19 protein-coding genes and 1 tRNA gene are annotated in these 24300 nt (G+C 65.1%); 7 read left to right on the top strand and 13 right to left on the bottom strand.

Features of this window, described 5'->3' with window-relative positions:
• Positions 1-2: 2 nt before the first annotated feature.
• Positions 3-1448, bottom strand: coding sequence for a homospermidine synthase (locus tag ACK8CP_RS17165; RefSeq protein ID WP_414834290.1), 1446 nt, complete (start codon positions 1446-1448; stop codon positions 3-5).
• A 180-nt stretch (positions 1449-1628) separates the two neighbouring features.
• On the opposite strand from ACK8CP_RS17165, the gene ACK8CP_RS17160 reads away from it, so the two are divergent.
• Positions 1629-3863, top strand: coding sequence for a hypothetical protein (locus ACK8CP_RS17160; RefSeq protein WP_414832613.1), 2235 nt, complete (start codon positions 1629-1631; stop codon positions 3861-3863).
• Here ACK8CP_RS17160 and ACK8CP_RS17155 read toward each other — a convergent pair.
• From ACK8CP_RS17155 to ACK8CP_RS17145, 3 genes are all read right to left on the bottom strand, one after another.
• Positions 3798-4322 carry a flavin reductase family protein gene (locus ACK8CP_RS17155; RefSeq protein WP_414832612.1) on the bottom strand — a complete coding sequence of 175 codons (525 nt, stop codon included), beginning with the start codon at positions 4320-4322 and terminating at the stop codon, positions 3798-3800. The two genes, ACK8CP_RS17160 and ACK8CP_RS17155, sit on opposite strands and share 66 nt — an antisense overlap.
• A 273-nt stretch (positions 4323-4595) precedes the next feature.
• Positions 4596-5615: a sensor histidine kinase gene (locus ACK8CP_RS17150; protein WP_261215391.1), complete on the bottom strand. Its 1020-nt coding sequence runs from the start codon at positions 5613-5615 to the stop codon at positions 4596-4598.
• A gap of 464 nt (positions 5616-6079) precedes the next feature.
• Positions 6080-6862, bottom strand: coding sequence for a response regulator (locus ACK8CP_RS17145; RefSeq protein ID WP_092813723.1), 783 nt, complete (start codon positions 6860-6862; stop codon positions 6080-6082).
• Positions 6863-7253: 391 nt separating this feature from the next.
• Here ACK8CP_RS17145 and ACK8CP_RS17140 point away from each other — a divergent pair, with 391 nt between their 5' ends.
• A complete protein-coding gene (locus ACK8CP_RS17140; RefSeq protein WP_414832611.1) occupies positions 7254-7745 on the top strand; it encodes a GFA family protein in 492 nt (163 codons plus the stop codon).
• Positions 7746-7826: 81 nt separating this feature from the next.
• On the opposite strand, the gene hutU is transcribed toward ACK8CP_RS17140, so the two are convergent.
• The 4 genes from hutU to hutI are packed head-to-tail and all read right to left on the bottom strand — an operon-like array spanning position 7827 to position 13076.
• Positions 7827-9497, bottom strand: a complete 1671-nt coding sequence (gene hutU, locus ACK8CP_RS17135) for a urocanate hydratase (protein WP_414832610.1) — start codon at positions 9495-9497, stop codon at positions 7827-7829.
• A 4-nt stretch (positions 9498-9501) separates the two neighbouring features.
• A complete protein-coding gene (gene hutG, locus ACK8CP_RS17130; protein ID WP_414832609.1) occupies positions 9502-10305 on the bottom strand; it encodes an N-formylglutamate deformylase in 804 nt (267 codons plus the stop codon).
• Between the two features lie 3 nt (positions 10306-10308).
• Positions 10309-11850: a histidine ammonia-lyase gene (gene hutH, locus ACK8CP_RS17125; protein ID WP_414832608.1), complete on the bottom strand. Its 1542-nt coding sequence runs from the start codon at positions 11848-11850 to the stop codon at positions 10309-10311.
• Positions 11847-13076: an imidazolonepropionase gene (gene hutI, locus ACK8CP_RS17120; RefSeq protein WP_414832607.1), complete on the bottom strand. Its 1230-nt coding sequence runs from the start codon at positions 13074-13076 to the stop codon at positions 11847-11849. Before hutI ends, hutH begins: the two co-directional genes overlap by 4 nt.
• Before the next feature lie 59 nt (positions 13077-13135).
• On the opposite strand from hutI, the gene ACK8CP_RS17115 reads away from it, so the two are divergent.
• A complete protein-coding gene (locus ACK8CP_RS17115; protein WP_414832606.1) occupies positions 13136-14488 on the top strand; it encodes a formimidoylglutamate deiminase in 1353 nt (450 codons plus the stop codon).
• The gene (gene hutC / locus ACK8CP_RS17110; RefSeq protein ID WP_234629273.1) at positions 14485-15216 is read left to right on the top strand and encodes a histidine utilization repressor; all 732 of its coding nucleotides are present in this window, start codon (positions 14485-14487) and stop codon (positions 15214-15216) included. The genes ACK8CP_RS17115 and hutC overlap by 4 nt, the downstream gene beginning before the upstream one ends.
• A gap of 8 nt (positions 15217-15224) precedes the next feature.
• Here the strand turns inward: hutC and ACK8CP_RS17105 are convergent, their stop codons facing one another.
• The 5 genes from ACK8CP_RS17105 to ACK8CP_RS17085 form a co-directional block, all read right to left on the bottom strand.
• Positions 15225-16700 (bottom strand): methyl-accepting chemotaxis protein, encoded by a 1476-nt coding sequence (locus ACK8CP_RS17105; RefSeq protein ID WP_414832605.1) that lies wholly within the window; start codon positions 16698-16700, stop codon positions 15225-15227.
• A gap of 363 nt (positions 16701-17063) precedes the next feature.
• Positions 17064-17591: an AAA family ATPase gene (locus ACK8CP_RS17100; RefSeq protein ID WP_414834289.1), complete on the bottom strand. Its 528-nt coding sequence runs from the start codon at positions 17589-17591 to the stop codon at positions 17064-17066.
• A gap of 63 nt (positions 17592-17654) precedes the next feature.
• A complete protein-coding gene (locus ACK8CP_RS17095; RefSeq protein ID WP_414832604.1) occupies positions 17655-19241 on the bottom strand; it encodes an ABC-F family ATP-binding cassette domain-containing protein in 1587 nt (528 codons plus the stop codon).
• 224 nt (positions 19242-19465) lie between these two features.
• Positions 19466-19541 (bottom strand) — tRNA-Ala (locus tag ACK8CP_RS17090).
• Between the two features lie 168 nt (positions 19542-19709).
• On the bottom strand, positions 19710-20150 hold the full coding sequence (locus ACK8CP_RS17085) for a TIGR02300 family protein (RefSeq protein ID WP_234629276.1): 441 nt from the start codon (positions 20148-20150) through the stop codon (positions 19710-19712).
• 220 nt (positions 20151-20370) lie between these two features.
• On the opposite strand from ACK8CP_RS17085, the gene aroA reads away from it, so the two are divergent.
• The 3 genes from aroA (at position 20371) to rpsA (ending at position 24282) form a co-directional block, all read left to right on the top strand.
• The gene (gene aroA, locus ACK8CP_RS17080) at positions 20371-21720 is read left to right on the top strand and encodes a 3-phosphoshikimate 1-carboxyvinyltransferase (RefSeq protein WP_414832603.1); all 1350 of its coding nucleotides are present in this window, start codon (positions 20371-20373) and stop codon (positions 21718-21720) included.
• A complete protein-coding gene (gene cmk, locus ACK8CP_RS17075) occupies positions 21717-22376 on the top strand; it encodes a (d)CMP kinase (RefSeq protein WP_234629278.1) in 660 nt (219 codons plus the stop codon). Before aroA ends, cmk begins: the two co-directional genes overlap by 4 nt.
• 187 nt (positions 22377-22563) lie before the next feature.
• A complete protein-coding gene (gene rpsA, locus ACK8CP_RS17070; protein ID WP_409977007.1) occupies positions 22564-24282 on the top strand; it encodes a 30S ribosomal protein S1 in 1719 nt (572 codons plus the stop codon).
• Positions 24283-24300: the final 18 nt, after the last annotated feature.

Here is a 24300-nt window from a genome sequence, read left to right as displayed (position 1 = left end):
AGCTATCCGTGCACGAGCACGTTGCGGAACTGCCAGGGATCGCTGTCGTCGATGTCTTCCGGGAAGAGCCCCGGCCGGTCCGTCAACGGCGTCCAGTCGGTGTAATGGCCTTCGACGGGCCCGAGATAGGGAAGCTGCACCTCGAGGCAGCGGCGGAAATCCATCTCGTCGGCCTCCACGATGCCCGCTTCAGGATGTTCCAGCGCCCACACCATGCCGGCGAGCACGGCCGACGTCACCTGCAGGCCGGTCGCGTTCTGATAGGGAGCGATATCGCGCGTCTCCTCGATGGAAAGCCGCGAGCCGTACCAATAGGCGTTCTTCTTATGGCCGTAGAGCAGCACGCCGAGTTCGTCGATGCCGTCCTCGATCTCGTCCTCGTCGAGAATATGGTGCTTCGGCTGCGCCTGACCGGCCTGGCCGAACATTTCATGCAACGACAGAACGGCGTCGTTCGCCGGATGATAGGCGTAATGCACCGTCGGCCGGTATTCCGGTTCGAGCCCTTCGCCGATCGTAAAATAATCGGAGATCGACACTGATTCATTGTGGGTGACGAGGAAGCCGTACTGCGCACCGGGCGTCGGGCACCAGGTGCGGACACGGGTATTGGCCCCCGGCTGCAGCATGAAGCGGGCCGATTGGCACCCCGTCTGCTGCGCCCGCATATTTTCGGGCATCCATTTTTCATGCGTGCCCCAGCCGAGCTCGGAGGGCTGCAGGCCTTCCGAAATGAAGCCCTCCACCGACCAGGTGTTCCAGAAGACGTTCATCGGCTTCGGATGCTTGGCACGCTGCGTGTCGCGCTCGGCGATATGGATGCCTTTGACGCCGACATCGCGCATCAGCTTCGCCCAGCCGGCGCGATCGTCCTGCGCAGGCTCTTCATAGGAAAGCTGCAGCGCCTCGGCGAGATCGACGAGCGCCTGCTTCACGAACCACGACACCATGCCCGGATTGGCGCCGCAGCAGGAGACGGCTGTCGTGCCGCCCGGCGAACGCGCCTTCTCGTCGCGCACGGTCTGGCGCAGCGCATGGTTGGTGCGTTGCGCCTGGTCCATGCCGCGGTCGAAATAGAAACCCAGCCAGGGCTCCACCACGGTGTCGATATAAAGCACGCCGATCTCGCGGCAGAGCTTCATGATGTCGAGCGAAGACGTATCGACCGAAAGGTTGACGCAAAAGCCCTGCCCCTCGCCCTTGGTCAGAAGCGGCGTCAGAAGCTCGCGATAATTGTCCGCCGTCACTGCCTTCTGGATGAAGGCGATGCCGCGCTCGTCGAGGAGCTTGCGGTCCGTGTCGACCGGGTCGATGACGACGAAGCGGTCCTTGTCGAACTCGAAATGCCGCTCGATCAGAGGCAGCGTCCCGCGTCCGATCGAGCCGAAGCCGATCATCACGATGGGGCCGGTAATCTTGCCGTGGACGGGCCAGTCGCTCATCAACATCTCCTTCGGGCTCATGCCGGCTTCCGATTGGAGGAAAGCGGCAGAAAGGGCAAGGCGGCAGAAGAGAAAAGGCGCCGCAGCCTGAATACGCGATAAACACAACCCTGCCGCGCATTTCTGCTTGATTGCGCCATTTTGTTCTTCTATTGTTCTCGCTATCACGACGACGGGGGGTTGGCCGTGAACACCGATACGATGGATATTGCAGGCGCCGTCACCCATCTCGGGGCCTGGCTCTTCTGCGGTTTTCTGATTCTGAGTTTCGCCTGGTCGCTCGTCGAGCGTCTGCTCATGTGGATCGATGCTGCGCTCATCAAGCCTGGCCTGGCGCGCCTGCTCGACGGATCGAAAGCCGCGATCGGGAAAATGAGGCGCCGCCGCCGCGGTTTCCGGATCGTCCTCGGCGATCTCTCCGGCGACGACGATGGCAGCGGGGCCACGCGCATCGCCGCGGCTCTCTCGTCGATACCGGCGCTGAAAGTGGCGAGGATCCCTGCCCCGCCGGGATGGAAATTCGCCGGCCGCATCGAAATGGAGCGCCAGGCGGAAGACGTCCTGCGTGCCCGCAAGGCGGATGTCCTCGTCTTCGGTCGCATCGACCGGGCCGAACAGGTGCTTGCGGTCAGCTTTCTCGGCCGCGACGTTGGCGGCGACATCTGCGGGCTTGCGACGCTCGAACTGCCGCTCGATTTCGACGCGTCTCTCGCGCCGGCTTTCGTCGCCACCGCTCTCACCCAAATAGCGCTGACCGGAGAGGACGATGTTCCTCTGCTTCTCGATTGGCTCGTGCCCCAGACGCTTGAGCTGAAGGCCCTGTGCGAGAGGATGCCGAAATCCCTCTCCGATCCGCAGCGTGCCGGCCTGCTCCATGCCGTGGGGCGATCGGCGGCTCTGCTCGGGCGTTTGAACCATGACCCGAACGCTCACCAGCTGGCGCTCGCTGCCTATCGCCACGCGCTCAAAGGCCTTCCGCCCGACACCGCGCCGCTCGCACGGGCAGGCACGCTCAACGCTTTGGCGATCACCCTTCGGCACATCGGGTACGAGGAAAGGGATCCCGCCCTCCTGGAAGAGGCCGTCGCGACCTTCGCGCAGGCGTTGCCGTACCGCCGGCGCGATCTCGTCCCCTTCGACTGGGCCGAGACGAAGCGCGAATGCGGCACGGCCCTCGCCTGCCTGGCGGAGATGGACGGCCCCTCTCGCCTTGAAGAGGCCGAAGCCTGTCTCCGCGAAGCGCTTGAGGAATATCGCCCGGAGCGCACCCTGGTGAGGTGGGCCGACGCTCAAATCATGCTGGCACACATTCTTCGGCTCCGGGGCAGGAACGCGCCGAATGCCGCGGCGCTGGAGGAAGCGATCGCGATCGGCCGGCGCGTCGTTGCCGACCTGCCGCAGAAGCGCGCGCCATTCGTCTGGGCGCAGGCGCATACGAGCCTCGGGCATGCGCTTGAAGCCCTCGCCGAGCGAAAGGGCGATCCGAGCCTCCTTCTGGAAGCGGGCCGCGTTTACGCTCAGGCCTTGAAGGAATGGCCGCGGTCGCGGCTGCGTCTGCGATGGGCCGCGACAAACGCAAATCTCGGAAATGTGCTCGCCACGCTCGCCGACAGGACCGGCAAACCGGACACGCTCGAAGATGCGGTCGCCTGCTATCATGCAGCCTTGAAGGTCCAGAACCGTCGCAAGCACGCAAAGGCCTGGGCCAGCACCCAAAACAGCCTTGCCTATGCGTTGCGGCTTCTCGGGGAAGAGACCGGAAGCCGGACGCATCTCGAAAAGGCGGTCGCCGCCACACGCGCCGCGCTGGAGGAATGGCCGCGCGAGCGTTTCCCGCAAGACTGGGCGATGGGCCAGATGAATCTCGGAACGAACCTCTGTGTCCTCGGTCAGCGCCGCCGCAACAAGCGGCTCATCAGGGAGGGGATCGCGGCCTTCTACCGTTCGCTGGAGGAACGGCGGCGCGAGGAAATGCCCGTGGAATGGGCCGAAAGCCAGGGGAGCCTCGCCAATGGGCTGCGCGCACTCGGCGAGCTTGAGAAGAGCCCGCAGCGCCTCGAAGAATCCCTCTCGGCCTACCGCGCGGTTCTGGCACTCCACGATTTGGACACGGCACCTTTCGATTGGGCGGACGCGCAATCGCGGCTCGCCAAGGCCCTCCTCGCGCGGGCCAGGATGACGCGCGACGTCGCCGAATTCAGGCGCGCCGAGGAAGCCTTCGAGGCGGCCGCACATGCCTATCGGCTGGCGGGGGCCTACCCGCATGAGGCCGGGAGCGTGCGCATGCTCGAAGACGTTCGCGCCAGACGGCAGAGGCTCGAGGCGAGAGCGAATTCCGGGATCGCCGGCTGGCTCCTACCAGAAATTCGCCACCTTATGCGTCGCGCTCTCCGGCTCGGTCGCAAGGTGGTGATAGGCTGAAGCGTAATAGAGAAGCGGCGTGCCGGTCTTCGCCTGCATGCCGCGGACCTCGCCGAGGAAAAGCGAATGGTCGCCGCATTCATGCACCGCATGCGGCGTGAGCGCGATATGGGCGAGCGCGCCCTCGAGCGCGGGGGCGCCGTGAAAATCGAAAAACTCCGCCTTCGCGCCCTCCACCTTGCGTCCCGCAAAAAGGTTGCTCAGATCCTCCTGCTCGCGGGCGAGAAAGCTGATCGAATAGATCTCGGCCTCTGACAGCACCGGATGCATATGGGCGCGTTTGGCGACGGAAACGACGGTGAGCGGCGGGTTGAGAGAACCCGACAGAAACGCGTTCGCCGTCATGGCCCGCACACCGCTCTCCGTCTGGACGGCAACCACGGTCACGCCGCTTGCAAAGCGTGACATGACATTGCGGAAAAGCTTTGGGTCGATGGCGGGCGCCGCCGTCTGGTCCATGAAATCGTCCTGAACGCCTGGGGTTTTCTTTTCGACCCTGCATATAGGGTCGCTCGCGATCCCACAAATGCCGGCCGTGGAAGCGACCATGCCGCGATGTCACGCCTTACGCTCGGGCGCCTGCCATGCGCGCGTTCCCACCGGGCGGCAGGGGACGCGACGAGGTCATCGGCGAACCGGAAGACGAGACGGCCGATGCTCAAGGCGGAACGGAGCTGTCAGCCCGACCCGTCAGGCCGACGGGTCCAGGCCGACTGCCCCAGGACCGACCGATCAGGGAATAAGCTGCGATTTGGCGAGCGTCAGCTCGTAGCACAGCCCGTCGCCGTCGAAGACGAGCTCGGCCTCGCCGCCGACGGTCGTCGGCACGACATTGCACAACATGACGACGCCGAAGCTTCTCGACTTCGGCTCCTTCACCGGCGGACCTTTGCGCTCGCACCAGGTGAAGCGATAGCGGCCGGCATCGTCCGGCACCTGTTCGAAGGCGACTTCCACACGCCCTTCATCGGTGCCGAGCGCGCCGTATTTGATGGCATTGGTGGTGAGCTCATGCAAAGCGAGCCCGAGATATTGCGCTGCGTTCGGCCGCAGAAAGCCGTTGATGCCGGTGATCTCGACCTGGCTCAGCCGCGGCTCGGCATAAAGCGAAATCTGCGAGCGAACGAGATCGAAGATGCGCGCCCCGCGCCAGTCGGCCTCCGTCAGCACGTCATGCGCGCGCGACAGGGAAAAGATGCGCCCGTTGAAGCGGCTGACGAACTGCTCGGTGGAGGAGGCGTTTTCCGCCGTCTGCCGCGCGATGCCCTGAATGACGGCCAGCAGATTTTTGGAACGGTGCGCGAGCTCGCGCATGACGATGCGAAGATGCTCTTCCTGGATCTTGCGTTCGGTGATGTCGATCGCCGCGCCGATGATGGCCGTCTGCGAACCGTCCTCGTCTTCTTCGGGCACCAGCATCACGTCGTACCAGCGCGGATCGTCACCGTAAGGCAGACACAGCTCCACCTGCTGCATCTCGCCCTCCTGGATCGCCGCCTCCTTGGCCGCTCCGAGCTGCTCGGCCGCGGCGAGCGGCAGCACCTCCTCGTCGGTACGTCCGAGCACGGTGGACGGGCTCAAGCCCGCAGGCGAATTGAAGACCCAGTTGAAATGGCCTTCGGCGTCTTGAGAAAACAATGAGATCTGCGAGCCGCGCAGGAGCTTGGCACAGCGCTCCCATAGCGCCGCTTTGGCGACGTGCGTCGCCCCGAGAGGGCGTCCTTCCTTGTCGCGAGGCGGTGAAGCTGTCACGGCCGAAAACACCGAAAATACATGAGACAGGTCATACCGGAGGTCGGTCCTCGGCACAACGATAGGCGGCGCATCAAGTTCCCGTCCATGGCGGCGATAATTCGCCACAAGAAAAAAGCCGTCGGCCTTGCCTCGCAGGCACCCATCTCGCCGTGTCCGAGGGGACCCTCGAAAAATCCGGGTGGTCCGAAGGAGAGAAAGCCGAACCATAAAAAAACGGCCTCCCGGAGGAGGCCTGTTCTTGCTGCTTGGAAAGTTGACGGAAACAGCGGACGCTGGGGCAAAGGGGGGAAGAGGAGGCGCGCCCGCCGTTTCCGTAACTCTTACTTATGGACCCACAACGGTGGGTTCGAAGGAAGGTTCCGAAAAAAACGACGGGCTGCGATTTTTTTTTGCGAAGGCCGCCTGCAGCGCGCGCCCTCGCGCCGGACGGGGTTCTGAGCCCCCCTCCGGCCGCCTCGCACCTAGCTCGCGCGGCGCTCGAAAAACAAAGCCTGGCTGATCACCGCCTTCACCGTGTCCGGCTGGAACGGCTTGGTGATGAGGAAGGCCGGCTCCGGCCGCTCGCCGGTCAAAAGCCGCTCCGGATACGCGGTGATGAAGACGACGGGCACGGAAAACGACTGCAGCATTTCATTGACGGCATCGAGGCCGGAGCTGCCATCGGCGAGCTGAATATCGGCGAGAACCAGCCCCGGGCGATGCTCTTCCACCGCCTTGATCGCTTCCGAATGCGTGCGGGCGACGCCGGTCACGCTGTGGCCGAGCGTCTTCACCAGGGTTTCGATGTCCATGGCGATCAGCGGCTCGTCCTCGATGATGAGGACGTCGGTCGCCACCTGCTCGGCGATTTCGCGGCCGGCCTGGTCGACGAGGCGGGAGACCTCTTCTTCCGACTTGCCGAGAATTTCGGCCGTCTCGCCGGCGGAGAAATCTTCCACCGACATCAACAGAAAGGCCTGGCGCGGCAGCGGCGTGATCGCCTCGAGCCGCCGCACGGACGGGTCGCCAACCGGATCGACCGTGTCTTCCTTCAGATTGATATCGACCGAATTCCAGTAGCGGCAGAAGGCTTTGAAGAGCTCGACGCGCGGGTCGTTATCGGAATTGAAGGAATCGGGATCCTCGACGAGCGCCTCCAGCACGGAAACCACATAGGCATCTCCGCTCTTCTGCCCGCCCGTCAATGCGCGGGCGAAGCGACGCAGATAAGGAAGGTGGGGCGCGGTGTTGGCGACTAGCGACATGTCATCATCCTGAATGGAACAACGAGGTTGCGGACAATCAAAGCGTCACCGGCAAAGGCTGCATGAGGTCCGTCCTCTGGGGTGCTGCAACGCGTCGTTATGAAATGATTGTGGCAAGAGTTGCAAGGAGGCAAGGCGCCAAACGCCGCGAAATCATTGACTTTGCCGGCTTCCGAACCGGAGCCCGCAACGCGACGCATCAAGACGCAGCGGCCGGGCCTGCACGCAGGAGGCGTGACGGGGGCGCAGAGCGCTCAAGGGCGGGGGCGCAGAGCGCGCAAGGGCGGGGGCGCAGAGCGCGCAAGGGCGGCGGCGCCATGCCCTCCCCTCGCGACGGCGCCGCGCCGTCCTAGATGCCGGAGTGAAACAAGGCCCTGACGAGGAGACCGCCATGCCAATGACCCTGAAAGGTTCGTGCCGCTGCGGCGCGGTGCACTTTTCCGTCGAAAGCCACACGCCCCAGCCCTATCAGCTCTGCTATTGCTCCATCTGCCGCAAGACGGCGGGCGGCGGCGGTTACGCCATCAATCTCGGCGGCATTGCCGCGACGCTGAAAGTGAAAGGCCGCGAGGCGATCGAGATCTTCCGCGCGGAAATCGATCGCGGCGGCCATTGCGAGATCTCGACCGGGGAACGCAATTTCTGCCGCCATTGCGCCACCGCCCTCTGGCTGTTCGATCCGACCTGGCCGGAACTCATCCATCCCTTCGCCTCGGCAATCGACAGCGAACTGCCGATCCCGCCGGAACGCGTGCATCTGATGCTCGGCTCGAAGGCAAACTGGGTCGTGCCCGATATCGGCCCGAACGATCAGACCTTCGACGTGTACCCGGAGGAATCGCTCGAAGGCTGGCACAAGAGCCGCGGCCTCTGGGTGGAGTGACGATCCGCCGGGTCCACGAAACAGCAGGCAAAGAAAAGGCGGGCCGCAGCCCGCCTTTTCGAACTCTCGTGAGTTGAGACTTCAGTCGCCCAAAATCCCCGGCAGCTTCAGGCCCTTCTCGCGGGCGCATGCGAGCGCCTCTTCATAGCCCGCATCCGCGTGGCGCATGACGCCGGTCGCCGGATCGTTCCACAGAACCCGTGAAATCCGCCGCGCCGCGGCCTCGCTGCCGTCGCAGACGATCACCTGGCCGGAATGCTGCGACCAGCCCATGCCGACGCCGCCGCCATGATGGATCGACACCCAGGTCGCGCCGGACGCGCAATTGAGAAGCGCGTTGAGGAGCGGCCAGTCGGAGACGGCATCCGAGCCGTCCCGCATCGATTCCGTCTCGCGGTTCGGCGAAGCGACGGAGCCGGAATCGAGATGATCGCGGCCGATGACGACCGGCGCTTCCAGTTCACCCTTCGCCACCATCTCGTTGAAGGCGAGACCGAGCCGGTCACGGTCGCCGAGCCCGACCCAGCAGATGCGCGACGGCAGACCCTGGAAGTGGATGCGCTCCCTCGCCATGTCGAGCCAGTTGTGTAGGTGCTTGTCGTCCGGCAGGAGCTCCTTCACCTTCGCGTCGGTCTTGAAGATGTCTTCCGGATTGCCGGACAGCGCCGCCCAACGGAACGGCCCGATGCCGCGGCAGAAGAGCGGGCGGATATAGGCCGGCACGAAACCCGGAAAGTCGAAGGCGCGTTCGAGCCCCACTTCCTTGGCACGCTGGCGGATGTTGTTGCCGTAATCGACGACCGGCACGCCCTGATCCCACCAGCCGAGCATGGCTTCCACCTGGGCCCGCATGGAGTCCTTCGCCGCTTTTTCGACGGCGTCAGGGTCGCTCTCGCGCCGCTCTTCCCATTCGCCGAGCGTCCACCCGGCCGGCAGATAGCCATTGAGCGGATCATGTGCCGAGGTCTGGTCGGTGACCGCATCCGGGCGGACGCCGCGGCGCAGAAGCTCAGGGAACACCTCAGAGGCATTGCCGAGAAGCCCGACGGAGATCGCCTTCTTCTCCTTGGAGGCGCGCTCGATCATCGCGAGCGCCTCGTCGAGATCCTGCGTCATCTCATCGACATAGCCGGTGCGCTTGCGGAACTCGATGCGGCTCTGCTGGCATTCGACGGCGAGCATCGAGGCCCCCGCCATGGTGGCGGCAAGCGGCTGCGCGCCGCCCATGCCGCCGAGCCCGCCGGTCAGGATCCAGCGGCCAGCGAGATCGCCGCCGTAATGCTGGCGGCCCATCTCCGCAAACGTCTCGTAGGTGCCCTGAACGATGCCCTGCGTGCCGATATAGATCCACGAGCCGGCCGTCATCTGGCCGTACATCATCAGCCCGGCCCGATCGAGCTTGTTGAAATGCTCCCAATTGGCGAAGGCCGGCACGAGATTGGAATTGGCGATCAGCACCCGCGGCGCGTCTTCATGCGTGCGGAAGACGCCGACCGGCTTGCCCGATTGGACGAGCAGCGTCTCGTCGGCTTCGAGCTCCTTCAGCGTCGACACGATGCGGTCGAAGGAGTCCCAGTCGCGCGCCGCGCGCCCGATGCCGCCATAGACGACGAGGCTTTCCGGCTTTTCGGCGACCTCCTGGTCGAGATTGTTCATCAGCATGCGCATCGGCGCTTCGGTCAGCCAGGATTTGGCCGTGAGCTCGGTTCCCCGCGGGCTCGAAATCTTGCGGGCGTTGTCGAGACGGTTCATGTGCTCAGCTCTGTTCCTTGGTTTTGGCCGCCACGAGGAGGGCGGTCAGGGCTTTGGTCAGGACCGACCGCATGGCCTCGGCCTTCTCCTCGTTCCAGGCGACGGGGTCTTCGTCCATGTAGCCGCGGCAGGCGAGCTCCATCTGCAGCGCGTGCACGCGCTCGTCCGGCCGGCCGTAATGGCGGGTGATCCAGCCGCCCTTGAAGCGGCCGTTGACGATGCTCGGAAAATCCGAAGCGGCGCAGACATCGGCGACGGCCGCCTGCATTTCGGGCGCGCAGCTCGCCCCTTCATTGGTGCCGAGATTGAAGACCGGCAATTCGCCCTCGAAAAGCCGCGGGATGACGGAGCGGATCGAATGGCAGTCGTAGAGGACGGCAAAGCCGTGCCGGCTCTTCACGCGGGCGATCTCAGCTTCGAGCGCCGCGTGATAGGGCGCGAACCAGGTCTCGCGCCGCACGTCGATCTCCGCCGCATCCGGCTCTTCGCCGGGGCGATAAAGCGGCTCGCCATCAAAGGTTTCGGTCGGCACCAGCCCCGTCGTCGCCTGCCCGGGATAGAGCGAGACGCCCGACGGGTCGCGGTTGACGTCGATGACGCTGCGCGACATCACGGTGTGCACGATGCTCGCATCGAGCTGCTTGGCGATCGGGCCATAGAGCCGGTCGATCCACCAATCGGTGTCGAGGATGGCCCGCTCGCGGCTGACGAGCCGCGTCTCGAGCTCCGGCGGGATCGCCGTTCCCGTATGCGGGAAAGACAGGATGAGCGGTGAGCCGCCGCGTCCGACGGTGATGAAATCGCGCAAGGATCAAGCCTCCAGATCGGGAAATGCCACGTCCCGGCATGCCGCAAGCGCCGCGCCCGCTTCCACGAGGCCCGCCGCCGCACCGAGATCGGGCGCAAGATAGCGATCATCGTCAAGCGCCGGCACCGCATCACGCAGCCGCGCCAGCGCCTTTTGCAAAGCGGGCGAGGTCTGAAGCGGCGCACGCAGTTCCACGCCCTGCGCCGCCACCAGCCATTCGATGCCGATGATGCGCGAAAGATTGTGGTTCATGGGTCCGAGCCGCCGCGCGCCATGGGCGGCCATGGAGACATGGTCTTCCTGGTCGGCACTCGTCGGCGTGGAATCGGTGGAACAGGGATTGGCGCGCTGCTTGTTCTCGCTCATCAGCGCCGCCGCCGTCACCTCGGCGATCATGAAGCCCGAATTCAAACCGGGCTTCGGCGTCAGGAAGGCGGGAAGGCCGAAGGAGAGCGTCGGATTGACCAGCATGGCAATGCGCCGCTGCGCGATCGAACCGAGTTCGGCGATCGCAAGGGCGATCTGATCGGCCGCGAACGCCACCGGCTCGGCGTGGAAATTGCCGCCCGAGACGATGTCCCCGCTCTCGGTCAACACGAGCGGATTGTCCGTCGCGGCATTCGCTTCGATCCTCAGCGTATTGCCGGCCTGGCGCAGAAGGTCGAGACAGGCGCCGGCGACCTGCGGCTGACATCTGAGGCAGTACGGGTCCTGCACGCGTTCGTCGCCTTCGCGGTGCGATTCGCGAATTTCGGAATCGGCCATCAGCGCCCGCAGCGTCGCCGCCGCCGCGATCTGCCCCGGCTGGCCGCGCAGCGTGTGCATTTCTTCGCGGAAGGGCGCGGCAGACCCCATCGCCGCATCGGTGGAAAGCGCGCCCGTCACCAGCGAGGTGAGACCCGCGCGCCAGGCGCCGAAGAGACCCGCAAGCGCCATCGCAGTCGAACATTGCGTGCCGTTGATGAGCGCGAGGCCTTCCTTCGGACCGAGCACGACAGGCTGAAGCCCCGCGGCCCGCATCGCCGCGCCGCCTTCCATGCGCGCGCCGTCATAGACCGCCTCGCCCTCGCCGATCATCACCGCCGTCATATGGGCGAGCGGCGCAAGGTCGCCGGAGGCGCCGACCGAACCCTGCCGCGGTACCACGGGAACGACGTTCTTCGCCATCATGTCTTCGAGACAGGCGATGATCTCCCAGCGCACGCCGGACGCGCCGCGTCCGAGCGACAAGAGCTTCAGCGCCATCATCAGCCGCACGATCGGCGCCGGCAGCGCCTCGCCCACGCCGCAGCAATGCGACAGGATGAGATTGCGCTGCAGCTGCGCCGTGTCGGCCGGGGCAATCCGCGTCGAGGCGAGCTTTCCGAAGCCCGTATTGATGCCATAGACGGCAGCCTCGCCGGCGGCCGCCTTTTGCACCTGCTCCTGCGAGGCTTCCACCGCCGGGCGGCAGGCCCGGTCGAGCTCGGCATCGAGACCGTCGCGGTAAAGGCGTTCGAGCTCGGCGAGGGTGACGGCACCCGGCGTCAAAGTCAGCTTTGTCATCGTCCCTGCCTCACACGCTGCCACAGCGGATTGAAGCCGATGCGGTAGGCGAGCTCGGCCGGATGCTCGATGTCGAAAATCGCAAGATCGCAGTCCTTTCCTTCGGCCAGCGTGCCGATCCGCGCCGCGCGCCCGAGGGCCTTTGCGGCTTCGCGGGTGACGCCGGCGATCGCCTCTTCCGGGGTGAGACGGAAGAGCGTGCAGGCCATGTTCATGGTGAGCGTGAGGGAGGTCATCGGCGAGGTGCCGGGATTGCAATCGGTCGCGATCGCGATCGGCACGCCCGCCGCGCGCAAGGCGGCAACCGGCGGAGACTGCTTTTCGCGCAGGAAGTAATAGGCGCCGGGCAGGAGCACAGCGACCGTGCCTGCCTTGGCCATCGCGGCAATGCCGTCATCGCCCAGATATTCCAGATGGTCGGCCGACAGCGCGCCATAGCGTGCGGCCAGTGCCGCCCCGCCGAGATCGGACAGCTGTTCGGCATGGAGGCGCAGAGGCAGACCGAAACCTTTGGCGGCGTCGAAGACTTTGGCGATCTGCTCCGGCGAAAAGGCGATCCCCTCGCAGAAGCCGTCGACCGCATCGGCGAGCTTTTCCGCTGCCACGAGCGGCAGCTGCTTCTCGGAGACCTCTGCGATATAGGCGTCCTTGTCGCCCTCCGCCTCCGGCGGCAACGCATGCGCACCGAGGAAGGTGCGGACCACATCGACGTCCCGGAGCTCCGCGAGCCGGCCTGCGGCCCGCAGCATCTTCACTTCGTCGTCCGGATTGAGCCCGTAGCCGGATTTCACCTCGATCGTCGTCACGCCCTCGGCAAGGAGCGTGTCGAGCCGCGGCAGCGCCGATTGGACGAGATCGTCTTCCGAAGCGGCGCGCGTCGCGGACACGGTGGAGACGATGCCGCCGCCGGCCTTGGCGATCGCCTCGTAGCTCTCGCCCTTCAGCCGCATTTCCCATTCCGCGGCGCGGTTGCCGCCATGAACGAGATGCGTGTGGCAGTCGATGAGGCCCGGAAGAATGAACCGGCCTTCGCAGTCGATCGTTTCTTGGGCGGCGACGGCCGGCATGTCGCTCTCGCGGCCGACGAAGACGATCTTGCCGTCTTTCGCGGCGAGCGCGCCACCTTCGATGATGCCGAGCGCGCCATCACCAGATCCAGCGCCCGACCCGGGTTCCAGCGTGGCGATGCGCGCATGGCGCCAGAGACGATCGACAGGTTCAGCCAAGCTCTTCCCTCGCTCTCATCATTTGTCTATACAAATAAGGATTAGCGAGGATAAAGCCGATGATCAAGCTCCGTTTCGACAAGGCTCTGTTGCCGACCGGTTGGGCCGACCATGTTGCGATCGATGTTGCCGAGGATGGCGCGATCGCAAAAATCGAGACGGATCAAAGAGATGGCGGCCCGGCCTCCGGCGTCGCCCTCCCCGGCCTGCCGAACCTGCACAGCCATTGCTTCCAGCGCGGCATGGCGGGGCTTGCCGAACGGCGCGGCGAGAAAGCCGATTCCTTCTGGACCTGGCGCGAGGTGATGTATTCCTTCCTGGAGCGCCTGACGCCGGACGACGTGGAGGCGATCGCCGCGGAGGCCTGCGTGGAAATGCTCGAAGGCGGCTTCACGGCGCTCGGCGAATTTCACTATCTCCACCATGCGCCGGGCGGGACCGCCTATGACGACATCGCCGAAATGGCCGGCCGCATCGTCGAGGCGACGCGTACGACCGGCATCGGCCTGACGCTCCTCCCCGTCTTTTATGGCGAGAACGGCTTTGCCGGCGAGCCGCTGAGCCCGGCGCAGCTTCGCTTCGGCAACGACCCGGAACGCTTCGCCCGGCTTCTCGAAGCCTCCCGCACCCATCTTGCGACGCTCCCGGATGCCCAACTCGGCATCGCGCCACACTCCCTGCGTGCCATCCGGCCGGAAATGTTCGACGACGTTCTGGCGCTTTGTCCCTCCGGCCCGTTCCACATCCACGCGGCAGAACAGACGAAAGAGGTCGAGGAATGCGAGGCGGCCCTTGGCGCCCGCCCCGTCGAATGGCTCCTCGACAATGTGGCGCTCGACCGACGCTGGTGCCTCGTCCATGCCACGCATATGCTGCCGGAAGAAACCGAGGGCCTGGCACGATCGGGCGCGGTGGCGGGCCTCTGCCCGATCACCGAAGCGAGCCTCGGCGACGGGATTTTCGACGGCACCCGTTTTCTGGCCGCCTCGGGCGCCTTCGGCGTCGGCAGCGACAGCAACGTCCTGATCAGCGCGGCCGAGGAACTGCGCATGCTGGAATACTCGCAGCGCCTCAAGGAGCGCGCGAGAAACGTCCTCGGCGAACCCGCCCTCTCCACCGGCCGCCGCCTCTATGAGGGTGCCGCCGCAGGCGGGGCGCAGGTACTCTCCCGTCCGATCGGTCGTCTGGAAGTCGGATGCCGTGCCGATATCGTGGTCCTCGACCAAGACCATCCGACCCTCGTCGGACGCGAGGACGATCGCCTTCTCGACAGCTACATCTTTGCAGGCGGTCCCGCCGCGATCGCCGATGTCTATGTCGGTGGCGAGAAGAAGGTGGAATCCGGCCGCCACGTCGCCCGCACCGAAATCCGGGCGCGTTTTGCCGAGACGATGCGCCGGCTCGTCTCATGACGGCGGAGTTGAAGCTCGACGGCGAAGGCCCGCTGCACGACCAGATCCGCCGGGCGATCGCCGATCCGATCCTTTCAGGCAGCTGGCAGCCGGGAAAGCGCATTCCCCCGGAAGTCAGTCTGATGGAAACGTTTGGCGCCTCACGCATGACGGTGAACCGCGCACTCAGGGCCCTTGCCGATCAGGGCCTGATCGCCCGGCGCCGCCGCGTCGGCAGCTTCGTCGCCCCGCGCGCCGGCGAACACGCCGTCACCTCGATCGGCGACATCCGTCACGAAATCGAGGCCCGCGGCGAAAACTACGGTTACGAATTGATGCAGCGCCAGGAAGCGCGCGTGTCCGCGGCGATGAGCCTTGCAACGGGTGTGGCGGCGGAGACGCCGATCCTGCATCTCCATTGCCGGCATTTCGCGAGCTCGAAGCCCGCCGCGCTCGAAGACCGCTGGATCAATCTCGCCATCGTGCCAGAAGCCCGCGGCATCCCGTTCGAGGATATTCCGCCAGGCCCCTGGCTTCTGGAAAACGTCTCCTACACCGAAGGCGAGCACCGCATCGCCGCCATCCGTGCCGGCAGCACGGCCGGCGGTCTGCTTCAGATCGCCGATGACGAGCCCTGCCTCAGCGTCGAACGCCGCACCTGGCGCGGCAAGACCATGATCACCTTTGCGAATTTCGTCTATCCGGGCTCCAGCCACATCCTCTCCGGCCGCTTCCGCCAGGGAGCCTAGAGACATCGTCAGGCGATCATCCGGGAGGCTTCGCGGACCTGATAGGTGGAGTTTCGCACCCCCTGCGTCGCCGCCGCGATCGCGGTCATGTTGTCCGTGATCGTGGTAACGCCGAAGGACGCCGTCTCCATATTCGAGGCCATGTCGCGGGTCACGGCGGACTGCTCCTCCATCGACGAAGAAATGCTGATGGAGATGGTGTTGATCTCGCTGACCAGCGCCGTGATCTCCTTCAACGCATCCGCAGCCTCGCCCGTCACCGCCTGAACGGCCGCGATCTGCGTGGTGATGTCGTCCGTCGCCTTGGCGGTCTGACCCGCGAGATGCTTCACCTCGGAGGCGACGACGGCGAAACCCTTTCCGGCCTCGCCGGCACGCGCGGCCTCGATCGTCGCATTGAGGGCAAGAAGGTTCGTCTGGGCGGCGATGCTGTTGATGAGGCCGACGAAGTCGCCGATCCTCTGGGTCACTTCCGACAGCCCGCCGACGATGGAATTGGCGCGATCGCCCTTGCCGACGGCGGCTGCCGTGATCTCCAGCGCATGGCCGACCTGCCGGCTGATGTCCGCGATCGAAGCAGCGAACTCTTCGGCGCCCGAAGCGACGGCCTGGACGTTGGTGGAGGTCTGCGTGGACGCACTGGCGGCCGATGTCGCCTGGTGGCTGGCGTCGGTGATCTCCTTGAGGATCGCCTCCAGATCGACGTCGATTGACTTCTGGATGGCCTCCCGCTCCAGCCGCTCCTTGACCCGGTTGGTCTCGGTGGCGAATTTCACCACGCCGCACACGTCGCCATTCTCGTCGAAAATCGGATTGTAGGTCGCCTGGATCCAGATCTCTCGGCCGCCCTTGCCGAAGCGGCGGTATTCGGCCGCCTGAAATTCACCCTTGCGCAGCGCTTTCCAGAACTGGCGATAATCCGCGCTCTCGCGCTCCTGGGCATCCAGGAACATCGAGTGATGCTTGCCGACGATCTCCTCCAGAGAATAACCGGTCGCCTCCAGGAAATTCGCATTGGCGTGGACGATCGTCCCGAAGAGATCGAATTGAATGACCGCTTGTGAGCGGTTGAGGGCGGAGAGCCACGCCGCATCGGTCTCCGTCTGCAGCTTCTTTTCGGTGATGTCGGTCGCGAGTTTGACGATCTTGACGACCTTTCCCTTCGACACGACGGGATTGTAGGTCGCCTGCAGCCAGATACGCGCGCCCGACTTGCCGACACGCTTGAACTCCGACTGAATGAACTTGCCGGCCGCCAGATCGCGCCAGAAATGCTCGTACGCCTCGCTCTGCCGATAGATCGAATCGACAAACATCGAATGATGTCTCCCGACGATCTCGCTGAGTTCATAGCCGACACAATCGAGGAAGTTTCGATTGGCCGTGAGGATCTCTCCACTCGGCGTAAATTCGATGATGGCGAGCGAACGATCGAGAGCCTCCACGATCAGTTCGGCATTCCTGGCTTTGGTAGAACGCAGCATAGTCTTCCCAAGACCCCCCTCAGCGCTTCCGACCAAGGCGCGCATAAAGATGTAGAAGATCGACGGCGAATATATCGAATACCTTGCGCACAGCTTGCATCGCGTGCACGCGCAAAACTTCTAATAGGCTTGAGAACCCTTCTTACAGAACTCCCCAGCCTTTCCGCGTGATTTCAAAACTGGTCATTCTTCTTGTGCCCGGGAGACGCCAGAAAAGTCTGTCGGCACGGCACGGAGAGCGGACCCGAGCGAGAAAACCCGGCCAAGACGATCGCACGAAAGCGGGAACGACCCTTCGGCTCGAACGCTGCGCCTCAAAGGCCGGCGCGCTTGCGAAAATCCGCCACCGTCACGCCGCCGCCGTCACGCCGCCACGCGCTCGAGCACGAAGGCCGCGCGGTCCTTGATGCTGGCGTAAGGCAGGTGCACGACCTCGTAGCCGAGCTCCAAATAGGTTCTCTCCATCACCGCGCCGGTTTCCTGCGCTTCTGCGGCGTCCTGCTTGCGCTCCGCATCCTGCGCGAAGATCTCAGGCCACCAGGGCGCGAGAAAAACCCGCGGGTTGTATCGGTAGAGCTCGGCCGCCTTGCGCACATGGACGGGAACGGCAAGGCCGCAAAGCCGCAGATAGCCCATCACGTCCGGCACGCCGCGATCCATCACCAGCGGGCCGGCGATGGGACGCGCCTCGCGGTGGGAGCGCAATTCCCAGGAGAGCATGAGCTCGGCAAAGGCGGCCCGATCCGCCCAGGGCAGAGCGGATCCGCCGATTTGAACCTGATCCTGGATGATCGCGCGTCCCGCCTCCGGCATGGTGCGCAGCCCCGCCGCCGCGAGAGCTTCGATGAGCGCGGTTTTTCCCGAGCCGGGGCCACCGGTCACCACGTACATATGGTCGGCCAAAACTCTCTCCTTCTCTTCGAATTTTGTCGGCGCCGCACCCCGCGCGATCGCTCAGCCTCCGCCGAGCGCCACCACCCGGTCGAGGCCGAGGCGTGCAAGGAATGCGGTGTCGTGGCTGACGACGAGGAGCGCGCCGTCATAGGCCTCGAGCGCGCTCTCGAGAGCTTGAAGCGCATCGAAATCGAGGTGGTTCGTCGGCTCGTCCAGAACGAGAAGGCCGGGCGGCTCGGCCTGGCCGATGGTGCAGGCGAGACCGGCGCGCAGGCGCTCGCCCCCGCTCAGGCTCCCCGCCTCCTGCAGGGCATCTTCCGCCCGAAAGCGAAACCGCGCCAGGGCCGCGCGACATTGGTTCTCGTCCGCCTCCGGGTTCAGGCGGCGGAAATTCTCCCGCAACGAGAGGTCTGGACGCAGCAGGCTCACATGCTGGTCGAGAAACGCAAACGGCACGCAAAGATCGACATGACCGCTTAGCGGTTCGAGCCGCCCGGTGATCAATTTGATCAGCGTGGTTTTGCCACAGCCGTTCGGCCCGGCGATGGCGACACGCTCAGGCCCGGTGATCGTCAGGGAGAAATCGCGAATGACCGGCGTCGCCCGCTCATACCCGCCCGTCACCGCATCGACCCGCAAGGCGGTCTTGCCGCGGGGCAGACCGGTCGGGGCGAGCTCCATCGACAAGGGCCGCAGGATCTCGACAGACGCCCGCGCCTCGGCAAGCGCGTCTTTCGCAGCGTGAAGCCGTGCATCGCGCAGACGCGCATGTGCCCCGCCTGTCGCCTCGGCCCGCTCCTTTGCCGCATCCATCAGAATTTTGGGCTGGTCTCTCCTGGCGCGGGCCTTTCGTCCCCGGCTGTCCGTGCGCGCCTTGCGCTCCGCCGCCTGCTGCGCCCGTCGCCGCGCTTCGGCGAGAGTTTTCTCCGCATCCGCCAGCTCGCGCTCGGCGGCCTCAGATTCCGCGGCCTTCTGCTCCCTGAAGGCGCTGTAATTGCCGCCGTAGCGCACCGCTCCGAGCTGCGACAGCTCCACGATCGCATCCGTCTCTTCGAGAAGCTCGCGGTCGTGGCTGACGATGATGGCGCCGCTCCCCCATCCGCGGATGAGCTCGATCACCGCCTGCCGCCCCGCACGGTCGAGATTGTTCGTCGGCTCGTCGAGAAGCAGGAAATCGGGCGCCTCGAAGATCAGAGCGGCAAGGGCGACACGCGTCCGCTCGCCTCCTGAGAGCGCCGCAAGCGGCGTGCGCGGATCGGCGTCGAGACCGCAGCGGGAGAGTGCCGCCCGGATGCGCTCCGAAATCGTCCAATCGGCGTGACCAAGCTCGTCGACGCCGGCAAGGCCGGCCTCGGCGCGATCGATCAGATCCAAGGCCGCGCCCGCACCGAAAAAGTCCGCGATCGTCCCGCCGCCCGCGACCGCCATCTCCTGGCCCATCAAACCGATCGTGCCATGGACGTCGATATGACCCGTTGTGGGACGCAGTTCGCCGGCAATGAGCCGTAGAAGGGTCGTCTTGCCGATGCCGTTGCGCCCGACGAGGCCGACGCGCTCGCGGCCAAATCTCAGATGAACATCGCTGAAAAGCGGCGCGCCGTCAGGCGTGGACCAGGAAAGATCGGAAAGGGTGAGAAACACGGACATGGAAAGACACTTCTCGCAGCGAGATCGGAAGGGCGAAAACGGCGAGATTTTTGTCCATGTCGAAGCGGCTCCTGTCCTGTCGACATCAAGCGGGCGAAAAACGACGAGGCCCGCCATCGATATGCCCGAGAACGCTCGGGGGGATTCTCACAGATACTGTCCGCGCGGCCGATGCGGCAGGAGCGGAGGCGATGAAGCGCTTAAAAGAGAATCACATCGAAAAATGGTGGAGCCGAGGGGAATCGAACCCCTGACCTCGTGAATGCCATTCACGCGCTCTCCCAACTGAGCTACGGCCCCATTCTTTGGGAACGACCGATCAATCGAGGAGATCGGCCTTCAGGCTGCCGCCTTGGAGGCGGGAACCTTGTTCGGCCGGGGAGCGAATGCCCTCCGACCGAAGCGGGCGGAAACTATGCGCGACTTTGCCGTTTTGCAAGTCCCGAAAAACGCGAATTTTGCAGCGCCTCAGCGCTCCTCGTCTTCGTCGACGTCACCGAGGATGTCGGAGACGTCCTCATCCTCGTCTTCGTCGTCGTCGAGGAAGGCGTCATCGTCGTCGTCGTTGTCGATCTCCAACCCGTCGTCGTCGATCTCCGGAACGTCGTCGTCATCGCTGTCGTCGTCGTCGGAAGACTTCGAATCGCTCGTCTCGCCTTCTTCCTCGTCCTCGGCCTCTTCGAGGGAGACGACATCCACGTCCTCATCCTCCTCATCGTCTTCCGCTTCGACGACGTCCTCGACCTCTTCCTCCTGCTCGGCCGCGGCCGCTTCTGCCGCCTTTTCGCGGGCGGACAGCTCATAGACGGTACCGCAATGCGGGCACACAATAGGATCACGATTGAGGTCGTAATACTTGGTGCCGCATTCCTGGCAAACGCGTTTGGTTCCAAGTTCTGGCTTGGCCACGTCGGCTAATCCTCGAATGTCAGAAAATCGCGGTCCCACTACCGGCCGGTGCTGCCCCTGTCAAACGCCTTCTCTGTGCATCTGTCTCGCGCGGGGCGCCCGCGGGGATGACCCCCGCCGGGGAGGATGCTAACGGGAGGGCGCCGGGGCATGCCCCGAACGCGCTCCGGAAAGCATCCGCGAGACCACCTTGTCGCAGCATCATATGAGGACATCGCCCATGTCGGAAGCCGTTCCACGCCCGTCGACGGCACGCGCCTCCTCCAACCTTTCGGGCCGCGTCACGGTGCCGGGCGACAAGTCGATCTCGCACCGCTCGTTGATGTTCGGCGCGCTCGCTCTCGGCGAGACCAGGATCACGGGCCTGCTGGAAGCGGCCGATGTTCTCGCCACGGCCGCGGCGATGCGCAGCTTCGGCGCCAAGGTCGAGCGGCATTCGAGCGGCGAATGGAGCGTCCACGGCCTCGGCACCGGCGGCTTTCTGGAGCCCGAGATGGCGCTCGACTTCGGCAATGCCGGCACCGGTGCGCGCCTCACCATGGCGCTTGCCGGCGCCCATCCCTTCGCGACCACCTTCATCGGCGACGCCTCTTTGTCGCGCCGGCCGATGGGCCGCATCCTCGATCCGTTGCGCGAAATGGGCGTCGAGGTGATCGCCCGCTCCGGCGACCGTCTGCCTTTGACGCTCAAAGGCGCCTCCCCGATGGCGCCGATCGAGTACCGCGTTCCCGTCCCGTCGGCGCAGGTGAAATCGGCCGTCCTTCTCGCCGGCCTCAACATCGCCGGCACCACGACGGTGATCGAACCGGTGCCGACGCGCGACCACACCGAAAAGATGCTCAAAGGCTTTGGCGCCGATATCGAGGTGAAGACGACGGCCTCGGGCGAAGCGGTGATCCGCCTTCAAGGACTGCCCGAGCTCAAGCCGCAGCCGATCGAAGTCCCGTCGGATCCGAGCTCCGCCGCCTTTTTGATCGTCGCCGGCCTCATCTGCCCCGATTCCGATATCGTCGTGGAAGGCGTTCTCCTCAACGAGCGCCGCACCGGCCTCTTGCAGGTGCTTCGGGACATGGGTGCCGATCTGTCGATCGAGAACGAGCGCGAGACCGGGGGCGAGCGCCTGGGCGACGTGCGCGCCCGCACCTCGCGCCTCAAAGGCGTCACGGTCCCGGCCGAACGCGCGCCCTCGATGATCGACGAATATCCGATCCTCGCCATCGCCGCCGCCTGCGCCGAAGGAACGACCGTCATGCACGGGCTTGAGGAATTGCGCGTCAAGGAATCCGATCGCCTCGCCGCCGTCGCCGCCGGCCTCGCGGCAAACGGCGTCACCTGCGAAGAGGGCGAGGCGAGCCTCGCCGTCACCGGGGGAGCGGTTCCGGGCGGCGCCACCGTCACCACCCATCTCGATCACCGCATCGCCATGAGCTTCCTCGTTCTGGGCCTCGTGGCCGACAAGCCGGTGACCGTCGACGACGCCAACATGATCGCGACGAGCTTCCCGAATTTCGAGGAGACTTTGCGAAAGCTCGGCGCCGACCTCAAGGATCAGGAGCCGGCCCTCTCATGAGCACGCCTCTCATCATCGCCATCGACGGCCCCGCCGCCTCCGGCAAGGGAACGCTCGCGCGCCGGCTCGCCGCGCATTACGGCCTGCGCCATCTCGACACGGGCCTCACCTACCGCGCCGTGGCGGCCGAGCTTCTGGCCTCGGGCGAGGACGAGCCGGATGTCGCCGCGGCCGTCGCTGCAGCGTCCCGGCTCGATCTTTCGACGATGGAGCGCGACCGCCTTGCCGCGCACGATATCGGCGAGGCGGCCTCGAAGATCGCCGTCATGGGCGAGCTCCGCCGCGCCCTCGTCGACCGCCAGCGGCACTTCGCGGCCGAGCTGCCCGGCGCCGTCCTCGACGGACGCGACATCGGCACGGTCGTCTGCCCCGATGCCGCAGCCAAGCTTTTCGTGACGGCAAAGCCCGAGGAACGGGCCCGCCGCCGCACGGACGAACTGCGCGGCCGCGGCCAGGATGTCGACTACGAAGCCGTGCTTGAAGATCTGAAGCGGCGCGACGCGCGCGACATGCAGCGAGCCGATTCGCCGCTGCGTCCCGCAGACGACGCCCACTTGATCGATACCAGCGCAATGACTATAGAAGCGGCATTCCGCGCAGCTGTCGCGATTATTGATCGAGCCGTTTCGGCCCGCAGCGAGGCATGCCCTTCTTGAGGGTGTGCCTTTAGGGCTATCTGGAGATCGTGAAGACGGCGCGTGGGGGAACCGCGCCGTTTCGTCCCGATGCGCCAACCGCTTCGATGCGGGGGAAGAGACGGCCAGAGCAACACGAACCGATGGCGCTGTGACCCGCAGGCGAGCCGCGAGCCGCCCGAAGACGCGGGCCCTAACAGGAGCATGAATGGCCAGTATGCAACAGGCTGCCCCGCAGCCGAGCCGTGAAGATTTTGCGGCCCTACTCGAACAATCCTTTGCCGACGCCGATGTCCAGGAAGGCACGGTTGTCGATGGGACTGTGGTCGCCATCGAAAAGGACATGGCCGTTATCGATGTCGGCCTGAAAGTCGAAGGCCGGGTGCCGCTGAAGGAATTCGGTGTGCGTGGCCGCGACGGCGAGTTGAAGCCGGGCGACCGGGTCGAGGTCTATCTGGAGCGCGTGGAAAACGCGCTCGGCGAGGCCATGCTGTCGCGCGAAAAGGCGCGTCGCGAGGAGAGCTGGGTCCGTCTTGAAGAGAGCTTCGAGAAGAACGACACCGTTCAGGGCACCATTTTCAACCAGGTGAAGGGCGGTTTCACCGTCGATCTCGACGGCGCCGTGGCGTTCCTGCCGCGCTCGCAGGTCGATGTGCGCCCGGTGAAGGATGTCGGCCCGCTGATGCAGACGCCGCAGCCCTTCCGCATCCTGAAGATGGACAAGCGTCGCGGCAACATCGTCGTCTCCCGCCGGTCCGTGCTTGAGGACACGCTCGCCGAGCAGCGCTCCGAGCTCGTTGCCAAGCTGAAGGAAGGCCAGGTCGTCGACGGCGTGGTCAAGAACATCACCGAATACGGTGCCTTCGTCGATCTCGGCGGCATCGACGGCCTCCTGCATGTCACCGACATGGCATGGCGGCGCGTCAATCACCCCTCCGAGATCCTGGCGATCGGCGAGACGGTGAAGGTGCAGATCATCCGCATCAACCCGGAGACCTTCCGTATTTCGCTCGGCATGAAGCAGCTTGAGGCGGATCCCTGGGAAGGCATCGAGGTGAAGTATCCGGTCAACGCCAAGTTCACCGGCCGCGTCACCAACATCACCGATTACGGCGCCTTCGTGGAGCTGGAGCCGGGCATCGAAGGCCTGATCCACGTCTCCGAGATGAGCTGGACCAAGAAGAACGTCCATCCGGGCAAGATCGTCTCCACCTCTCAGGAGGTCGAGGTGATGGTGCTCGAGGTCGATCCTCAGAAGCGTCGCATCTCGCTCGGCCTCAAGCAGGCCATGGGCAATCCTTGGGAAGAGTTCGCCGACAACCATCCGGTTGGCACGCTCGTCGAAGGCGAAGTTAAGAACAAGACCGAGTTCGGCCTGTTCCTCGGCCTCGACAACGACGTCGACGGCATGGTGCACCTCTCCGACCTCTCTTGGGACCGCCAGGGCGAAGAGGCGATGGAGGAGTACAAGAAGGGCGAGATGGTCAAGGCCGTCGTCCTGGAAGTCGACGTCGACAAGGAGCGCATCTCGCTCGGCATCAAGCAGGTCGAGGGCGATCCGTTCGCCGAGGCCGTCGAGGGCATCCGCAAGGGCGCCATCGTCACCGGCGAGATCGTCGAGGTGAAGGATTCCGGTATCGAGGTGAAGATCGCCGATACCGAGATGACCGCCTTCATCCGCCGCGCCGAACTGGCGCGTGACCGGTCCGAGCAGCGCCCCGAGCGCTTTGCCGCCGGCGAGAAGGTCGATGCCCGCGTCACCAACATCGACAAGAAGGCGCGTCGCATCGCGCTGTCGATCAAGGCGCTGGAGATCGCCGAAGAGAAGGAAGCGGTGGCCCAGTACGGCTCGACCGATTCCGGCGCTTCGCTTGGCGACATCCTGGGTGCCGCGCTGAAGAAGCGCAACGCCGAGGAAAAAAACTAAGGGCGCCGAATAAGCCCT

Origin of the sequence: Afifella sp. YEN Y35 (assembly GCF_047553465.1) — a bacterium.
Lineage (GTDB): Bacteria > Pseudomonadota > Alphaproteobacteria > Rhizobiales > Afifellaceae > Afifella > Afifella aestuarii.
The sequence above is the reverse complement of the archived record's forward strand: the minus strand, read 5'-3'. Positions and strand labels throughout refer to the sequence as shown.

Coding starts and splice junctions, on each gene's coding strand:
- hutH (WP_414832608.1), bottom strand. CDS start 11,850: ATGACAAAGCTGACTTTGACGCCGGGTGCCGTCACCCTCGCCGAGCTC.
- rpsA (WP_409977007.1), top strand. CDS start 22,564: ATGGCCAGTATGCAACAGGCTGCCCCGCAGCCGAGCCGTGAAGATTTT.
- hutC (WP_234629273.1), top strand. CDS start 14,485: ATGACGGCGGAGTTGAAGCTCGACGGCGAAGGCCCGCTGCACGACCAG.
- ACK8CP_RS17145 (WP_092813723.1), bottom strand. CDS start 6,862: ATGTCGCTAGTCGCCAACACCGCGCCCCACCTTCCTTATCTGCGTCGC.
- ACK8CP_RS17155 (WP_414832612.1), bottom strand. CDS start 4,322: ATGGACCAGACGGCGGCGCCCGCCATCGACCCAAAGCTTTTCCGCAAT.
- cmk (WP_234629278.1), top strand. CDS start 21,717: ATGAGCACGCCTCTCATCATCGCCATCGACGGCCCCGCCGCCTCCGGC.
- ACK8CP_RS17140 (WP_414832611.1), top strand. CDS start 7,254: ATGCCAATGACCCTGAAAGGTTCGTGCCGCTGCGGCGCGGTGCACTTT.
- ACK8CP_RS17100 (WP_414834289.1), bottom strand. CDS start 17,591: ATGTACGTGGTGACCGGTGGCCCCGGCTCGGGAAAAACCGCGCTCATC.
- hutU (WP_414832610.1), bottom strand. CDS start 9,497: ATGAACCGTCTCGACAACGCCCGCAAGATTTCGAGCCCGCGGGGAACC.
- ACK8CP_RS17095 (WP_414832604.1), bottom strand. CDS start 19,241: ATGTCCGTGTTTCTCACCCTTTCCGATCTTTCCTGGTCCACGCCTGAC.
- ACK8CP_RS17105 (WP_414832605.1), bottom strand. CDS start 16,700: ATGCTGCGTTCTACCAAAGCCAGGAATGCCGAACTGATCGTGGAGGCT.
- ACK8CP_RS17165 (WP_414834290.1), bottom strand. CDS start 1,448: ATGTTGATGAGCGACTGGCCCGTCCACGGCAAGATTACCGGCCCCATC.
- ACK8CP_RS17115 (WP_414832606.1), top strand. CDS start 13,136: ATGATCAAGCTCCGTTTCGACAAGGCTCTGTTGCCGACCGGTTGGGCC.
- aroA (WP_414832603.1), top strand. CDS start 20,371: ATGTCGGAAGCCGTTCCACGCCCGTCGACGGCACGCGCCTCCTCCAAC.